General features: G+C 58.6%; 12 protein-coding genes and 1 pseudogene. 9 read left to right on the top strand and 4 right to left on the bottom strand.

Annotated features, from left to right (window positions below; all coding sequences use genetic code 11):
* Positions 1-947 (top strand): acyl-CoA dehydrogenase family protein (locus C0456_RS18340; RefSeq protein ID WP_291055289.1); only part of this gene is annotated, 947 nt, incomplete at its 5' end.
* A 33-nt stretch (positions 948-980) separates the two neighbouring features.
* Here C0456_RS18340 and C0456_RS18335 read toward each other — a convergent pair.
* Together C0456_RS18335 and C0456_RS18330 are read right to left on the bottom strand one after the other, a co-directional pair.
* Positions 981-1,751: an NUDIX hydrolase gene (locus C0456_RS18335; RefSeq protein ID WP_291055287.1), complete on the bottom strand. Its 771-nt coding sequence runs from the start codon at positions 1,749-1,751 to the stop codon at positions 981-983.
* 160 nt (positions 1,752-1,911) lie between these two features.
* A complete protein-coding gene (locus C0456_RS18330; protein WP_291055283.1) occupies positions 1,912-2,814 on the bottom strand; it encodes an ISAs1 family transposase in 903 nt (300 codons plus the stop codon).
* Positions 2,815-3,312: 498 nt separating this feature from the next.
* Here C0456_RS18330 and C0456_RS18325 point away from each other — a divergent pair, with 498 nt between their 5' ends.
* The 3 genes from C0456_RS18325 to C0456_RS18315 all read left to right on the top strand — a co-directional run bounded on the left by C0456_RS18325 (position 3,313) and on the right by C0456_RS18315 (position 6,880).
* Positions 3,313-3,666, top strand: coding sequence for a rhodanese-like domain-containing protein (locus tag C0456_RS18325; protein ID WP_290917074.1), 354 nt, complete (start codon positions 3,313-3,315; stop codon positions 3,664-3,666).
* Between the two features lie 338 nt (positions 3,667-4,004).
* Positions 4,005-5,546 (top strand): carboxylesterase family protein, encoded by a 1,542-nt coding sequence (locus tag C0456_RS18320; protein WP_291055280.1) that lies wholly within the window; start codon positions 4,005-4,007, stop codon positions 5,544-5,546.
* A gap of 128 nt (positions 5,547-5,674) precedes the next feature.
* Positions 5,675-6,880 carry a hypothetical protein gene (locus C0456_RS18315; protein ID WP_291055278.1) on the top strand — a complete coding sequence of 402 codons (1,206 nt, stop codon included), beginning with the start codon at positions 5,675-5,677 and terminating at the stop codon, positions 6,878-6,880.
* Positions 6,881-6,947: 67 nt separating this feature from the next.
* On the opposite strand, the gene C0456_RS18310 is transcribed toward C0456_RS18315, so the two are convergent.
* Together C0456_RS18310 and C0456_RS18305 are read right to left on the bottom strand one after the other, a co-directional pair.
* The gene (locus tag C0456_RS18310; RefSeq protein WP_291055274.1) at positions 6,948-9,206 is read right to left on the bottom strand and encodes a TonB-dependent receptor; all 2,259 of its coding nucleotides are present in this window, start codon (positions 9,204-9,206) and stop codon (positions 6,948-6,950) included.
* A 190-nt stretch (positions 9,207-9,396) separates the two neighbouring features.
* The gene (locus tag C0456_RS18305) at positions 9,397-10,152 is read right to left on the bottom strand and encodes a GntR family transcriptional regulator (protein ID WP_290917080.1); all 756 of its coding nucleotides are present in this window, start codon (positions 10,150-10,152) and stop codon (positions 9,397-9,399) included.
* 201 nt (positions 10,153-10,353) lie between these two features.
* Here C0456_RS18305 and C0456_RS18300 point away from each other — a divergent pair, with 201 nt between their 5' ends.
* The 5 genes and pseudogenes from C0456_RS18300 (at position 10,354) to C0456_RS18280 (ending at position 14,912) form a co-directional block, all read left to right on the top strand.
* Positions 10,354-11,295, top strand: a complete 942-nt coding sequence (locus tag C0456_RS18300) for a serine hydrolase (protein ID WP_290917082.1) — start codon at positions 10,354-10,356, stop codon at positions 11,293-11,295.
* A 381-nt stretch (positions 11,296-11,676) separates the two neighbouring features.
* Positions 11,677-13,278, top strand: a complete 1,602-nt coding sequence (locus C0456_RS18295; RefSeq protein ID WP_290917083.1) for a long-chain fatty acid--CoA ligase — start codon at positions 11,677-11,679, stop codon at positions 13,276-13,278.
* A gap of 14 nt (positions 13,279-13,292) precedes the next feature.
* A pseudogene (locus C0456_RS18290) lies at positions 13,293-13,508 on the top strand (Fic family protein); the annotation flags it as partial.
* Between the two features lie 75 nt (positions 13,509-13,583).
* Positions 13,584-13,829, top strand: coding sequence for a hypothetical protein (locus tag C0456_RS18285; RefSeq protein ID WP_291055265.1), 246 nt, complete (start codon positions 13,584-13,586; stop codon positions 13,827-13,829).
* Between the two features lie 150 nt (positions 13,830-13,979).
* Positions 13,980-14,912, top strand: coding sequence for a HEPN domain-containing protein (locus C0456_RS18280; RefSeq protein WP_290917088.1), 933 nt, complete (start codon positions 13,980-13,982; stop codon positions 14,910-14,912).
* The last annotated feature ends 63 nt before the right edge of the window (positions 14,913-14,975 follow it).

Below are 14,975 nucleotides of genomic sequence, written 5' to 3'. Positions count from 1 at the left end.
CTGACGCCTATGCCGCGATGGCCGAAATGGGCTGGGTCGGGATCATCATTCCCGAGGCCCATGGTGGATCAGATTTCGGTTTCTTGTCGGCCGGCCTCGTGGTCGAGGAACTCGGCAAAACGCTGACCGCAAGTCCGCTGGTGGCCACAACCATCGCGGCGAGCGCAATCCTGCTCGGCGGAAGCGACGAGCAGAAGGCCAAATGGCTTCCCAGGCTCGCCAGCGGCGAAACCGTAGCAACGCTGGCTGTCGAGGAAGGAACGCATTGCGATCCCTCCGCAATCGAGACCAGCGTTTCGGGCGGCAAGCTGACCGGCAAAAAGGCATTCGTGCACGAGGCGCATGGTGCCAGCCTCTTCGTGGTCGCAGCCAAGGACGGCCTATACCTGATCGAAAAGGGCGATGGCGTTTCACTGACCACGCGCAAGCTCACCGATCAGCGCAGCCACGCCGATATCCAATTCGCTGGCGCTTCCGCCGAGAAGCTCGAGGGCGGAGGCGACAGTCTGCTTGGCGACGTGCTCGACCGGGCGCGCGTGCTTTCCGCTGCCGAAATGCTCGGCATGGCGCAAGCTGTGTTCGACACGACCCTCGACTATCTGAAGCAGCGTGTGCAGTTCAATCAGGTGCTCGCCACTTTCCAGGCGCTGCAACATCGCATGGCGGATCTGTTCGCCGACCTCACGCAGATGCGCTCCGCGGTCGAGGCGGGTTTACAGGCAGTCGACAGCGGTTTTGGAGTCGCGCGTGCAGCGACCATCGCCAAGGCCGAGGCAAATCGCGTGCTGCACGCTATCAGCAACCAGGGTATCCAGCTGCATGGCGGCATCGGGATGACCGACGAATTCAATGTCGGCTTCTACCTCAAGCGTGCTCGCGTGCTCGAGGCGAGTTGGGGGTCGTCAAGCTACCTCAAGGACCGTTTTGCGCGATTGTCCGGTTACTGACGACGAAGGTTTCTCGCCGCTCGCAACTTGCCGTCAGCCCACAATTTCGGAGGCGGGGCCGTAACCCGCGTCTTCGGGAATAGTGAGGACATTCTTCCCGTCTCGCTGAATGATTTCAGGCAGAACCGTTACGATATCGCGGGCTTCAGCCTGCGCCACGCAATCCGCTGCGCTTGCGGCTTTGGCCAGCAGTTGCAGATTCAAGCGCGTAGGAAATATAATGGTTCGTTCGCCGCTGGCTTCCATTTCCAACGCCTTGTGCGGCGAAAGCCATTCCGCATCGACGGTTTCGTATCCATCGCATGCGGCAATCTGGCGTTCGGGCGCGCGAACAACGAAGAAATGTGTGTCGAAGCGCTTGTGCATGAAGGTGGGCGTTATCCACCTTGCGAAATTGCTTAACCGATCGAGGCGTAGGTGCACACCGGCCTCGCGAACGACGTCAAGAAATTCGCGCTCCCCTCGCTCCACCGCTTTGCGACTTTCAAGATCACATGTATCCTCGAACGCACCGCCGTCACGATAATCGCCTAGCAGGATGCCGGCTTCCTCGTACGCTTCGCGGATCGCGGCAATCCGCAAAGTGCGCTGCGTATCGTCGAAAGTGCTCCAGCCCTCGCAATGATTAGCCCATTCGAGAGCTTCATCCCCGGCCGAAGGCTTTCCTCCGGGAAATACCAGCGCGCCGGAGGCAAAATCGATCTGGTGATGGCGTTTGACCATCAGGACCTGAAACTCCGGCGCGTCGCGAAGTAGGAGCATGGTTGCCGCAGGGACCGGATCGACGGGCTTTGGCATCGTCATCAGTTTCTCCAGTAGTCCAGGTTCGGACCCATACTATATGTTGGGGTACAGGCGCCGACAAGCACAGAAGTTGGCGGCGAAGCTTCTTCAGATTGGGCTAAACATTTGCCAAGGGGAAATTCATCCGCGATCGGCTGGCGTGCCCCCCCAGCTAGCAGGGCTATCGCATGTGGGCTGTGGCTTTCTCAAGATATTCGTCTTCCCACGCACATCGCATGAGCCTTCGTCGTTTTGAAGTTTTGGGATCGTCGATGGCGTTTATGATGTTGAGGGCTGCGCGGTTGATGAGGGCGAGGTTGGCCGGTGCGTTGTCTTTGCGGGCGCGCAGATCGTCTTCCCTGAACACGACATCGAGGCTCCAGTGAAGATTGTTTTCGATGGTCCAGTGAGCGCGTACGACGGCCAGGGCATCAGCGGCTTTCATCCGGCGTGAGAACAGGAAGAGGCGTGTTTTGGGTTTGGCGTTGCCGCGCTGTGTCGTCACTTCGGCGATCGCGGCAACGCCCGGAAAGTCATGCTTTTCAGCAAAACCCGGTGCATCAGCGATGCGGATGCTGCGGGCTTCGCGCCGGCCATGCGCACGGCCGCTCGAGCGAGCGGTGGCGTCTTTCTGCGCGCCGGCCAGGACCGCTTCAGCATCCCGCTTAATCTTCATCTGATTGCCTTTCAGGCACAGGGCATAGTCTCCGCCGCGCTCCAGGATCTTCGCCGCCATCCGGCGATGGGTGTGCAGCGCGTCGGCGGTGACGACCGTGCCCTTCAGGTCCAGAAGGTCGAGCACGGCAAGCGCCGCTGTGACCTCATTCTCCCCCTTGGCCAGGTCCGGCATCACACCGGCCAGCGCCAGGCGTGCGTTCGCCGCCCAGGCCGTGACCATCAGCGGCGGCGCCGTCGCCATCCCGGTCACATGGGCCCGGCGCAGCGCCTTACCATCAATCGCAACCACCCCGTCGAGACTGTCGGCAAAAGCCGAAGCAAACTGCGCAATAGCAACACACGTCGCCCCGCCGCCAAGCGCCGATGCCACCGCAATCAGGATAATATCTCCAGGCCGATGGACCACGTTCGAACCCCGAGGGTCTTCCAACGACGTCAATAATACCGAAGGTCTCTCCATGACTGCTCTCCTCTGCCCACGAGCAAGAGAATCCCCTTCAAGATCAAATGCAGATCCTCACATGCGATTCCCCTGCCCCAGCTAGGGGTCATGTCAATGGGTATATGCCAGCGTTTCTAGGCGAGACGACTGGTTTCTGCACTGGCGGGTCCGATTATGCCGGGCATGATCAGGGCCAAGAAAAACAAGGCAAGTCGAAGAAGCAACACATCCGTTCTCACATGACTAAAAGTTGAGCGACAGTAAAAGTAACCAAGTTACGCAGCTCCACCAGAATCTCACCGGTCGCCCGAACGAGAGCAGATGCATCAGTGGCTCGACCATTGCGCTAAACAATAAGTTCGAAAGTAACACTCGAAGAAACCGAGTCCCCGCTGTCAAAGTTTCGTCGCGCGTGGTCGCGTCCCTCACCGTCCATTGCTCCATCAGGAAAGTCAGACATCCATGAACTACTCAGAAAAGTTTCAAGCCTTGGCCGACGCCGCGCGGGCCAAAGTTGAAGAAGTCGCGCCAAGCGACGTCGATCGCTTGCAACAGGAAGGCGCGATCGTTCTGGATATCCGCGACAAGGAAGAGCACGATGCCGGCCACATTCCCGGCTCGCTCCATGTGAGCCGTGGAAAGCTCGAAATGAACGTCGAAGCTGCCATCCCCGACCGTGATGCTGTCATCTTGTGCTACTGCAACGCCTACAACCGCGGCGCTCTGTCCGCCAACACGCTGAGAGAGATGGGATACGTCAACGCCAAATTTATCGCCGGCGGACTGAAGGGTTATAAGTCGCTGAAAGGGGCATAAGCTGCACTCCGATTCAGATTGGTGGACAGCCGCTCCAAAAACACGCCTTACAAAGAAGACTTTTTCAGACAAGGCGGTGGCCGCTCATTTTTGGGTCACCGCCTTTTGCTTTGCACCGGCGCCTAGCCGCTATCGGCGTCACGCCTGCGAAAGCATGACTATTCTAGCTCGCGAGATCCTGACCAGTCCTCCACCCCTCGCAGGAACTGGATCTCCATTTGACCTTGTGGGATATTATCGATAATTTCAGCCCTCATTCGCTTTCGATTGAAGCACGAAACCGCTGATCGGGCGACAGAGGTATTCAAGTTATGGCGATTGGCTTTGAGGGGGTGCGAATGACTAAAAGTTGGCTGATTGTCCAGATTGCCCTGCTTGCTGTCATGCAAGCGTGCGCCTTGATCACTGAAAGGCCGGCAGAAGGCCTTATTGTTCACATTACTAAAGGCATGATCTCCGGAAAGACCGATGGCGAGATTGAAGCCTATCTAAATATACCTTACGCCGCCGCTCCGACCGGCGAGCGGCGTTGGCGCCCGCCCGCTGATGCCGCCAGCTGGAGCGGTGTCAGGGATGGCACCCAAATGGGACCGGCCTGCCCGCAACCCGTCCGGCTTGCGGTGGTGGCTGGCGGGGTCGCCAACTTCCAGTCAGAAGACTGCCTGCACCTCAACATCTGGCGCCCGAAAGGGGCAGCCGATCTGCCTGTCATGGTTTGGATTCATGGCGGTGCTCATGTGATAGGTTCGGGCACGTTCCCAATCTTTGACGGAACACAACTGGCCAGGCAGGGCGTTATTGTTGTCACAATCAACTATCGGCTTGGCGCGCTGGGTTACTTCGCCCATCCGGCGCTTACCGCCGAAGCCGAAGCGGACGCCCCGCTCGGCAATTTCGGACTGATGGATCAACTGGCCGCTTTGCGCTGGGTTCAGACAAACATCGCTTCTTTCGGGGGGGATCCGGCAAGGGTCACCGTGTTCGGAGAGTCGGCCGGTGCGGTGAGCACAATGACCTTGTTGTCGATGCCTGAAGCTTCGGGTTTGTTTTCGGCCGCTATCGTTCAGTCTGGCGTAAATCTACTTCCGCCGAGATCCCTCACAGAGCAGGAAGCGCTTGGTCTCGCCGCCGCAAACGCCGTGGGCCTTGGCGCGGACGCGACTGCTCGCGACCTACGAGCAACAAGCGCTGATGATTGGGTAACAGTCGCTGGCGTGCGCAGCGGCGGCTCAGTTAATCCGTTCATCGATGGGCGGCTTCTGCGCGCTCCCCCGTATAGGGTTTTCGCAGACGGCGAAGAACTCGATGTGCCTTTGATGATCGGGGCAAACAGCAATGAAGCAAGTGTCCTTTTGGCGATGGGCCTGAGACCTGAAATTGCGACCGCGTATTTCGGTGATCAGTTGACCGAAGCAGAGACTGTTTACGGTCTTCCGGCAACCGATCCTGAGTTTGCACGTCAGGCTTTGGGAGACATCTGGTTTGTCGCTCCAGCCCGATGGCTCGCAACTGAGACCAGCGACGGCGCGCCGAGCTTCCTTTATCATTTTGACTATGTCGCCGAACGCCGACGCGAAAAGTCCGATGGCGCGGCACATGGATCAGAGATCACTTACGTATTCGATACGACTGAATACTACGAGAGCGTCGTCGGTGAACTCACACCTTCGGACCGAGTGTTCGCTGATGGGCTATCAGCATGCTGGGCATCGTTCGCGAAGACGCGCCAGCCTCAATGCGCATTGGTTCCCGGCTGGGGCGGGTACGATCCTCAACGCGATGAAGTTGCGCTTTTTGCCCCTGAAACACGAATTGTCGCTGGTTTCCGGCAACCAATACTGGACCTTATTCTCTCTAGATATGACGACCTGCCGCATTAGCGGCCCCCCTTGTTCACCGCTCTGAAGAGGAAGACGTTCGCATGATCAGTCGAAGACACGCCTTGCTATTGCCCGCCGCTGCGGCGCTAGGCGCCTGCGCAAATTTGCCTGTCACGGAAACGAGTTCCATGGAATACGAGGAAAGCACTCATGGCGCACTCGCGAGCACCATCGTCACTTATGCGGGCTTTGGTGCGCACTTCTCTGGTAGCGCCGGTGACCTTGCAACAACGGATTGGCTGGACCGAGAATTGCTCGGCGCGGGATACGAAACGCGCCGGCAAACGTTCGAGGTGCCATCCTGCGATGGCGAAACCGGCTCGGTGACGTGGTCTGATGGCACGTCGCTTTCCGGACCAATCCAGGCGCCGGGAAAGGCCATCGAAACACGGGCAGAACTCGTCCACTGGCACGCCGACCTGCCTCCGCCGGAACTGGGCGGCAAGCTGGTGGTTTATCACGCGCGCTTCGGCCGGCATTCCAGCCTGATGTCACCGGAGTGGCAGCGTGTGCTGAAGGCCGCCCGCGAAGCGCAATCGGCAGGCATTGTCGCTATCACCCACGGCCCTACCCGGCTTGCGATCCGGTTGAATGCGCCTGCCGATATCGATCTCGTCCCCATGCTGACGATTTCTCCAGCCAACTCGGCGGCCCTTCGGGTAGCTGCGCAAGGACAAACTGCCCACCTTTCAATCGCGCCAGCGCGCCCCACGAGGCTGGCCGACAATTTGATCGCCCGCCGCAAAGGCTCCGGCCCGCGGATCGTCGTCAGCACGCCGAAATCCGGCTGGGGAATCTGCGCCTCCGAGAGAGGCCCGGGAATCGCGATTTTCCTGATGCTCGCACGAACGCTCGCCGCGTCGCTTCCGGATGCAGACATGCATTTGGTGGCGACGTCAGGTCACGAGTATGAAAACCTGGGAGCACACAAGTTTCTCGAAAGCGCCGCGCCTGAGCCTGCCGAGACAGCGCTCTGGGTTCATCTTGGTGCGAACCTCTCTGCCGTTGATTTCCATGATCTTGGCCCGAGCCTTCTGCCGATCCCCTCGCCCGACCCGCAGCGCTATCTCGGCGCAACAAAAGGCCTCGACACATTGGCGCGCGAGATCTTCAACGGCCGCCCCGGACTCGAAGCGGCTTACGCAATGTCGGCAGAAGACGCAGCCGGCGAGCTAAGTGAGATCCTCGCCGTCGGCTACGCCTCCGCATTCGGCGCATTTGGAGCCGGGCGCTTCCATCACACGGACCAGGACACGCCTGACAAGGTCGACTTGATTGAACTGGCAGCCACCGGATCGGCTTTCCTCCGGATGGTTCATCGCGCTATCGGCTAGAGCAAAAAATGCGCCTGCCGGGAGTTCGGCAGGCGCAGATAGTTCCGGGAGGAACTTCGTTTCCAGATCAGAAGTCGTAGCGTAGCTCGACCCCTGTCAGGCGGGGTTGGTTGTAACGATTGATGGTCGGCGCGCGGGCGACGAAGTAAAGCTCATCAGTCAGGTTCCGGGCGAACGCCGTCACGCTGACCTTGCCAAAACGCGCCCCGAGGCGAAGGTTCAGAAGTCCGAAATCGTCGAGCGGCACCGTCGTAGCAGACAACTCCTGCACACCGCCGGTCTGCGCCGTGTAGACGAGGTTTGCAAAAGCTTCCGCGTCATCACCAATTGGTCGGCGATAGTCGAACGTTGCAGACCCGAGCCATTCGGGCACTTGCGCCAGGTCGAGCCCTTCGAAGCGCCCACTCACGACTTCACCTTCCTGATACGAAAGGCTGAAGCCCGTGTAGAGCTTGCCACCGGCAACATCGAACAGAGACGAAATCTCGCCTTCGATCCCGCGGCTTTCTGCATCTCCGGCGTTCGTTAGGAAAGATGTCGCCGCAACGGGACATGCCGGATTTGTCAGTGCGCAGCCGTTATCTGTCTGGGCGATGAGGTCTTGTTGATCGGTCATATAGGCGGCTATAGCGAAATAGGACCGGCTTCCGAGCGTGCCCTTGAGGCCGATTTCGTAGCTCTCGGAGGTTTCGTCATCGAAGGCGGCGTCGATCGGACGGGGCTGTCTTGGGTCACCGAGGTTGGTGTTAAATCCGCCTGCGCGATAGCTGGTGCCGAGTTTTGCATAAGTCAGGATGTCTGAAGTCAGTTTGTAAGCGGCGGTTGCGTTGTAGGAGAGATTGCTCGGGTCAATGCTCGCGTCGATAACCCGGGCCGCGCCGCCGAGCGGCGCGCCGGTTCCCCGATCAAACAGGCGAGATCTCAGAGACCGGTCATCCTGAGTAAAGCGAAGCTCGCCCGTGAGATTCAATCGCTCCGTAAGATCAAAACCAAGCGATCCGTATACGGCGTAGGAATTGTACTCGAGATTGACCGGCGAGATACTGCCGGTCGATGGATTGGGGGTCGTGGGGGTCCGTGCGTTCTCTACTGAGTAGTCACTCTCCAGGAGAAGAAGATCAATACCGGCAAGCCAGTCAAGCCGACCGTCGATGGCCTCTCCGGCAAGGTGGATATCCTGGTTGAAGGAGGTCGTCGTATCCCGCACGAAGGCGGCGGAATTCACGTCGAGCGGCACGACAGCCAGAATGTTTCCGGCCGCGATAGCGTCGGCACGTTCCTGCGCATTAATGGCATCTGCGTCGAGATCATAGGCAGAAACCCGCTCGCGGTAGAGCGTGGTAGCGTTCAATTGCGCCCCGCCCAGATCGTACTTCGCGACGATCTGGTAGGAGTCCACATCCTGTTCGGCCGACGGCGGCGTGTTCCAGGGATAGTTGAAGCGGTCTTGGATGTAACCACCGGGGAAGCCCGGCGTTCCGGCAGGAATTTCGATCTGATAGTGGATTGCCGGCGTTTCGAGCTTTTGCGTTTCTGCCAGGAAGAGCAAATCCAGCGGACCCGAACGATAGCGCAATTGCGCCCGCAGACCTTGGCCTTCTTCCCTGTCGAAATAGACGTCATTGACAGGATTATAGAAGAAACCGGACTCCTGCCCCACCGCAAAACCGCTGAAGCGCACTGCGAGAGTATCGCTGAGCGCCGTATTGAAGACGCCCTCACCGCGAAGGTTTTCGTTCTCGACGCCATACTGCGCTTGCACGTAGCCGGACGTTTCGAATTCTGGCTGGGCTGAAACGACGTTCACTGCGCCACCAACAGCGTTACGCCCATAGAGCGCTCCTTGCGTGCCGCGCAAAATCTCAACGCGGCCGATGTCCAGAAAATCAATCAGAGCAAAGTTACGGCCGCCGATTCCGCCTCCGCCGATATACGAGGCGTTCCGGTAGAGACCGACGCTGGGATCGCCGTTTGTCGCGCGCGCTGTCGAAGACGCGCGAATGGACAACTCTGACGTGACTGACGAATTCAGATTGTTGAAACGAACGCTGGGCTGATCGGCCAGCAATTCGCCGCTGGTACGGGCGCCGCCACGCTCGGCAAGCGCGTCACCCCCGATCACCGAGGCAGCCGTTGGAACTTCGGATAGCCGCTCTTCCCGGCGGCGCGCCGTGACGACAACTTCGCCGAGCCGGACTTCATCGTCTGCCGGTTCCGCACCGTCAGCTGGCGCCGCGGCAGTTTCAGGCACCTGCGCTGAAGAAGGCGCGATCCCGGTGGCAGCTACCGTCAAGGCTGTTGAAGCAAAAAGCATAAAGCGAAGCATATGTTCCTCCCATTCGGCCCGTTTTGGCCATATTATCGATAATGTGAGATTATCGATAATATTTGAGAGCATCTGTCAAGCGCCCCCGGTCTTCGTCGAACAAATCGATGCGAGAGGACAAGAATGCGAAACTTGAAACAGGAGTGGCCCGCCGAATGAACGACGGACTCGGAAGGCTGAATTCGTCAGCCTACTTCCGGCGGGGCACTTTTCGATGCGGAGGCGGGGCAGCCTGCCCATCCAGATAGGCCGCAAGCGCTTCCTGGAAGTAATCCTGCAGATTGCCAATCAAGGACCGGGCGAGCTTGTCAGCTTTCTCCGCCTGCCGGGCCTGAATAGCCGCGCAGAGCTGTTCATAGATTTCGGCTGACTTAAGTGCTGGTGCGACGGGCAAGTCTTCGAGGAACTTTTGAGAGATGACGCGGTGCTGCCATTTGGCAACAATCGCAACACGGTCCAGCAATATCTTTGACTGCGGCGCGCGTGCACAATGCGCAATATAGCTACCGATACGGTTCGAGACCGCGAGATGCTCAAACGTATTCCGCGTCGCATGCGCGACGGCGGTAAATTCCTTGACCCGTGCCACGAGCTGTTCCGCTTCGCCGTCAGTCATCCGTTGGCTAGCCAGCCGGCAGACGACGCCGAACAGGGATTTCCAGAGCTCGAGAATTTCAATTGTTGCCAGCTTGTCGATCACCGCGACACGGGCGCCGCGCCAGGGAACGACTTCCACGAGACCGATATTCGCAACTTGCCGGAACGCCTCACGCACCGGCGCATGCGACACCCCGAAACGCTTGGCGATCTCCCGCTCCCGGATCCATGAGCCGGGCGGAATGCGCCATTCTACAATATCGTCAATCAAAGCGGCCGCGATGACACGGTCCTGGGTGAGCGCATCTTTTGCTGCTTCCTGGGGCATTTCTTCTGGCTGGTCTGCCACGCCGTTTTTCCAACTTTTCAAAATTTCGTCTAGCCTAAAGCACTTTCAAAAGGCAGAATTATCGATAATCTAATAAAGGACCGTTTAAAAGTGCTTAGAACCTTGTCTCTTGTGCTGGCTCTTTCAGCAACTTCGTGTGCAGCTCAAGCTCTTCCCGCTGAGACCGCCAGCAAATCGGATGCATGCCAACGGGCGATTGCAATGTCTGACGCAGACCGCGGCCTGGCTGTCCTTGTGTTAAAAGACGGAGAGCCAGTTTGCAGCAGCCCTCGCCCAACGCTGGATCAACCTCACGAATTATGGTCGGGCACAAAGAGCTTTCTTGGCATCATGGCCGCCATTGCAGCAAAGGACGGCCTGTTGTCACTCGACGAGCCTGCAGCAGCCACGCTCACCGAATGGCAGGATGACCCGCAGCGCGAGAAAATAACCCTGCGTCATCTCCTCTCGATGACCAGCGGGCACAAAAGCCGCGTCGGGCGTCCGCCCGGCTACGGAAAAGCGGTCGCGAGCGACATCGCCGCTCCACCTGGCTCGAAATTCCTTTATGGGCCTGTCCCTTCCCAGATTTTCGGTGAAGTCATGCGACTTAAACTGCAAGCATATGGTAAGTCTGGAGGCCCCAAAGAATACCTCGAAGAGCACCTGTTTGCGCCCCTCGGGATTGAAGATTACAGCTGGCGCAATGGGCCGGACAAACAACCCCTTATGCCTCAGGGAGTTGTCATGTCGGCCCGCGACTGGGCAAAGTTCGGAGAATTTGTGCGCAGTGGCGGTCAGATTGGTGGCACACAGATTGTAGATCCGGACACATTTGAAGCACTCTTCGAGGGTGGTGCCGCGAATGCAGCCTACGGACTATCCTGGTGGCTGCCTCGGCCTTCACAGTCGAAGGATGCTGTTACAGCGACAACCGATATAGACGATTATGCTGACCTCCTTCCCGCTGATATGGTCGTCGCAGCCGGAGCCGGCAATCAGAGGCTCTACGTCATCCCCTCGCTTGGCGTAACGATCGTGCGTCTTGCGGAGCTGGATTTGGCAGCAGCCTTGCGGGGAGACCACGGAAAATGGTCGGACTATGAATTTATACAGCTAGCACTGGAGGCAGTAGACGCCAAAGCCCCGCTTCCTTCGAACTGATATCAAATTTGGAAGCCTACTCTTCAGAGTCCCAATCAATAAATAGGTTCAACAATATCAGCCAAGAGAAAATCTACTCTCCACTTGTGCAGCAGAATGCTTATCGCAGGTCTGGCCAAGGCGCGTGCCGTGTCTCGGGCACCCTCGATGACAGACCCGTATCCAGCGAGTAAATTTCTATAGAGGCCAGAACAGAAGCAGTCTGAGCACCCGTACCTTTTTTCCGTCGCCTCAAAGCGATGAGGCGTTCGGGATTGCCGCAGTTTTTTAACGCGTAACTCGACAACGATGCGGTCGCTTGTGCAAAAGTTCAGAAACTCCATTCACCCAGGTTATACGCACGTGACAGAAGAAAGCCGCACAACTGGACTGCCGGGCCTCATGCAGTCCCCGCCACTTCAGATCATTGACATCCTGAAGTATGCGGCCAATGCACATGGCTCAGTCGAAGTCGTTTCCCGGCTCGTGGACGAGCCGGAAGCGCGCTCTACGTACGCTCTCGAACTAAAGCGGGCAGAACGCGCGGCATCAGCCTTGAGGGCGCTCGGCGTGAAGCCAGCCGACAGGGTTGCGACGCTGGCCTGGAACACGCATCGGCATTTTGAACTGTTTTATGCCGCGCCCGGCATCGGCGCAGTTTTGAACACCGTCAATCCACGCCTGTTCGATGAACAGATCGTATTCATCCTGAACCATGCGGAACCGGATGTGCTGCTCTTCGACAAGACCTTTTTGCCTCTCGTCGAGAGACTCGCGCCGCAGATGCGAACGGTGACGAAATTCGTGATGATGAGCGACCGCTTGGCCCACACGCCGGGCATGGTCAACGCGCTCTGCTACGAAGACTTGCTGGCAGCGCAGAGCGATGGGTTCTCGTGGCCGGTTGTGGACGAGAGTTCGGGCGCGTTCTTGTGCTACACATCTGGCACAACCGGTGATCCAAAAGGTGTGCTTTATTCGCACCGGGCTGTCGTGCTGCACACGATGGGATCGAGCCTCAACAGCGCGTTCGGGTTCAATGCCTTTGACGTCGTGATGCCATGCTCGTCACTCTTCCATGCGACCGCGTGGGGCCTCCCATTTGCAGCGCCGATGAACGGGTGCAAGCTGGTGTTTCCATGCGAAAAAATGGACGGCGCCAGCCTGCAATCTCTGATCACGAGGGAGGGTGTCACGTTCACGGGAGGTGTCCCGACGATCTGGACGATGTATCTCGCCCATCTCGAAAGCAGCGGCGAGATGCCCGGAAAGCTGCAGCGCGTCGTGATCGGAGGTTCGGCCGTGCCGCGTGCCATGGCAGAGCGTTTCAAGAAACTATACGGTGTTCAGGTCTTGCAGATATGGGGCATGACCGAGACGACCCCCCTCGGGGTGATTGCAACGCCGACGCCGACCCTTGCTGCACTCGGAGAAGAGGCAATGGACGAAGCCATCTGGACACGCCAGGGGCGCCTGCAGTTCGGCATCGAACTGCGTATCGTCGATGAGGATGGCAATGACGCGCCGCGCGACGGCGTGTCGTCCGGAGCGCTGCTTGTGCGTGGCCCGTGGACCATCAAGCGATATTTCCGAGCTCCCGCTGACGCCACGGACACAGACGGATGGTTCGATACCGGCGATATCGCCACGCTTGATGAGTATGGCTTCATGCGGATCACAGACCGCAAGAAGGACGTGATCAAGTCAGGCGGCGAATGGATCAGTTCGATCGATATCGAGAATGTTGCGGTCTCCTGTCCGGGCGTCAGGATCGCGGCCGTCATCGGGATCGCGCATCCGAAATGGGAAGAGCGACCCCTTCTCATCGTGGAGCCGCATCAAGGCGTAACAGTTGAGGCCGCTGATGTCCTGGCGCATATCGCAGCGCAAGTGGCCAAATGGCAGGTTCCTGACGAAGTCGTATTCGACACAGTCCCCCTTACAGCGACCGGCAAGATAGACAAAAAGGCTCTGCGTCAGATCTATGCCCTGAGATACTCGTGACAGAGAAGATAGCGAACCCATGGCAGGAGCAAACGTTGCTGCACATGCTCGCCAAAGGCATTGACGGCTTCAAGGGCGGGCTCAGCGCGAAGAATTACATAACGCAAACAGGCGCCCCAGGCGCAACCGCGACGCGCGACTTTGCCGACATGGTCGCCAAAGGTGCACTCGTCCGGGACGAGGAACACAAATCCACCCGGTACTTTTTGAATCTGGACCGAGAAGGCTAGTAATTACCACAGCCCTATTCGGCAGCAGGGATTCCTGTACATTCCCGAAAAGAACATATTGGGAACGCGCGCAGCTTGGTGTATCCGGCACTGATTACCTTCCCCACAGCCCGCAAGACCAGCAAGAGCAGCCGGAGGTTCACCGTGATCTATTGCGCCCTGCACACGCTCCGCAGCCGGGAAATCATCCGGATAGTCGGTACCGGCGATCACCTTCCCCAGGCCGGCGAGGACAATGCCTTCCTGCAGGAACTCGCCGACATCGTGGATGAGGCGCTCCAGCGGGAGGTCGAGCGCCAGAGGGCAAAGGATGCGCGTTGAACCGGCTGCGCCGCCCTACGGGCGGCATCACGGCCCCTCAAGCGGCCGAAGGCATGGAGCACTCCCCCCAGCCTCAATCTGCAATAGACAGGCCCGCTTCAATCCCCGAGAATACCCCATCTCTCCAGCATACCGGCAAGGCCTCCCCCGTTGCAGACCTCCCTCGATCATCTCCCCCCTGCCCGGCAGGCAGAATTTGCCCGCATACAGGAGGTCATCCTTGAGGAGCTGGAAACCCGCATCAAGGCGGACGGCAAGGCCCGCGCTAAACGCTACCGGCTCCTTAAGCTCGTCCTGTTTGGAAGTTTCGCCAAAGGCACCTGGTTTGAAGACAGCCGGTCGGGACGTGCCTCCGATGTCGACCTGCTCGCCATCGTCAGCCATGAAGCCCTGACCGAAATGAGCGCCTTCTGGGGCGAGGTCGAAGACCGCCTCTACACCGACCCGCTCGTCAAACGCGATGTCTCCATCATCGTCCACACCCTACAGGACGTGAACCGTCAGCTCAAGGACGGTCAGTACTTCTTTTCGGAGATCATCCAGCAGGGCATCCTGCTCTTCGAAGACGCTGAACCCGATAAGAACGGCAACCCTAAGAACCTCCTCGCCAAACCCGCGAAACCTGATCCGACAAAAACGCTAGAATTGGCCTCGGGGTTTTACACGCAATGGAAGGATGCTTCCGAAACTTTCCTGGAGATTGGTCGCGAGTACACCCATCGCAAAGAACCAAAACTCAAAATCGCCGCCTTCCAGCTCCACCAAGCCGCCGAGAGCGCGTACCGCATGTTCCTGCTGACAACGACCCTCTACGCACCCGGCACGCACCATCTCGGAAAGCTCCGGAACATCGCGCGCACGATTGATGGTCGACTTGACGAGGTATGGGAGCCGCCGCAGAAGCCCTACAAACGCTATTTCGAGCTCCTGCGCCGCGCCTATGTCGAAGCGCGCTACTCACCCTCATATGAAACGACACAGGAAATACTCACCTGGCAGGCCGATCGGATCGAACAGTTGATCGCTGTTGCGAGCGAGCTCTGCGACGAACGCCTCGAGCGGCTGCAGGCAGAAGCGAACTGATCATCGCGTCCGCCGCAGCCTATAATCGAGTACACTAATCAAAGTGTCGACAGATGTTCAGCC

Source organism: Hyphomonas sp., from assembly GCF_013823385.1.
In the GTDB taxonomy this organism is placed as follows: domain Bacteria; phylum Pseudomonadota; class Alphaproteobacteria; order Caulobacterales; family Hyphomonadaceae; genus Hyphomonas.
The sequence above is the reverse complement of the archived record's forward strand: the minus strand, read 5'-3'. Positions and strand labels throughout refer to the sequence as shown.

Bases quoted from the DNA above. Each gene is read 5' to 3' on its own strand.
- C0456_RS18335 (WP_291055287.1), bottom strand. From the start codon at position 1,751: ATGACGATGCCAAAGCCCGTCGATCCGGTCCCTGCGGCAACCATGCTC.
- C0456_RS18325 (WP_290917074.1), top strand. From the start codon at position 3,313: ATGAACTACTCAGAAAAGTTTCAAGCCTTGGCCGACGCCGCGCGGGCC.
- C0456_RS18320 (WP_291055280.1), top strand. From the start codon at position 4,005: ATGACTAAAAGTTGGCTGATTGTCCAGATTGCCCTGCTTGCTGTCATG.
- C0456_RS18315 (WP_291055278.1), top strand. From the start codon at position 5,675: ATGGAATACGAGGAAAGCACTCATGGCGCACTCGCGAGCACCATCGTC.
- C0456_RS18310 (WP_291055274.1), bottom strand. From the start codon at position 9,206: ATGCTTCGCTTTATGCTTTTTGCTTCAACAGCCTTGACGGTAGCTGCC.
- C0456_RS18300 (WP_290917082.1), top strand. From the start codon at position 10,354: ATGTCTGACGCAGACCGCGGCCTGGCTGTCCTTGTGTTAAAAGACGGA.
- C0456_RS18295 (WP_290917083.1), top strand. From the start codon at position 11,677: ATGCAGTCCCCGCCACTTCAGATCATTGACATCCTGAAGTATGCGGCC.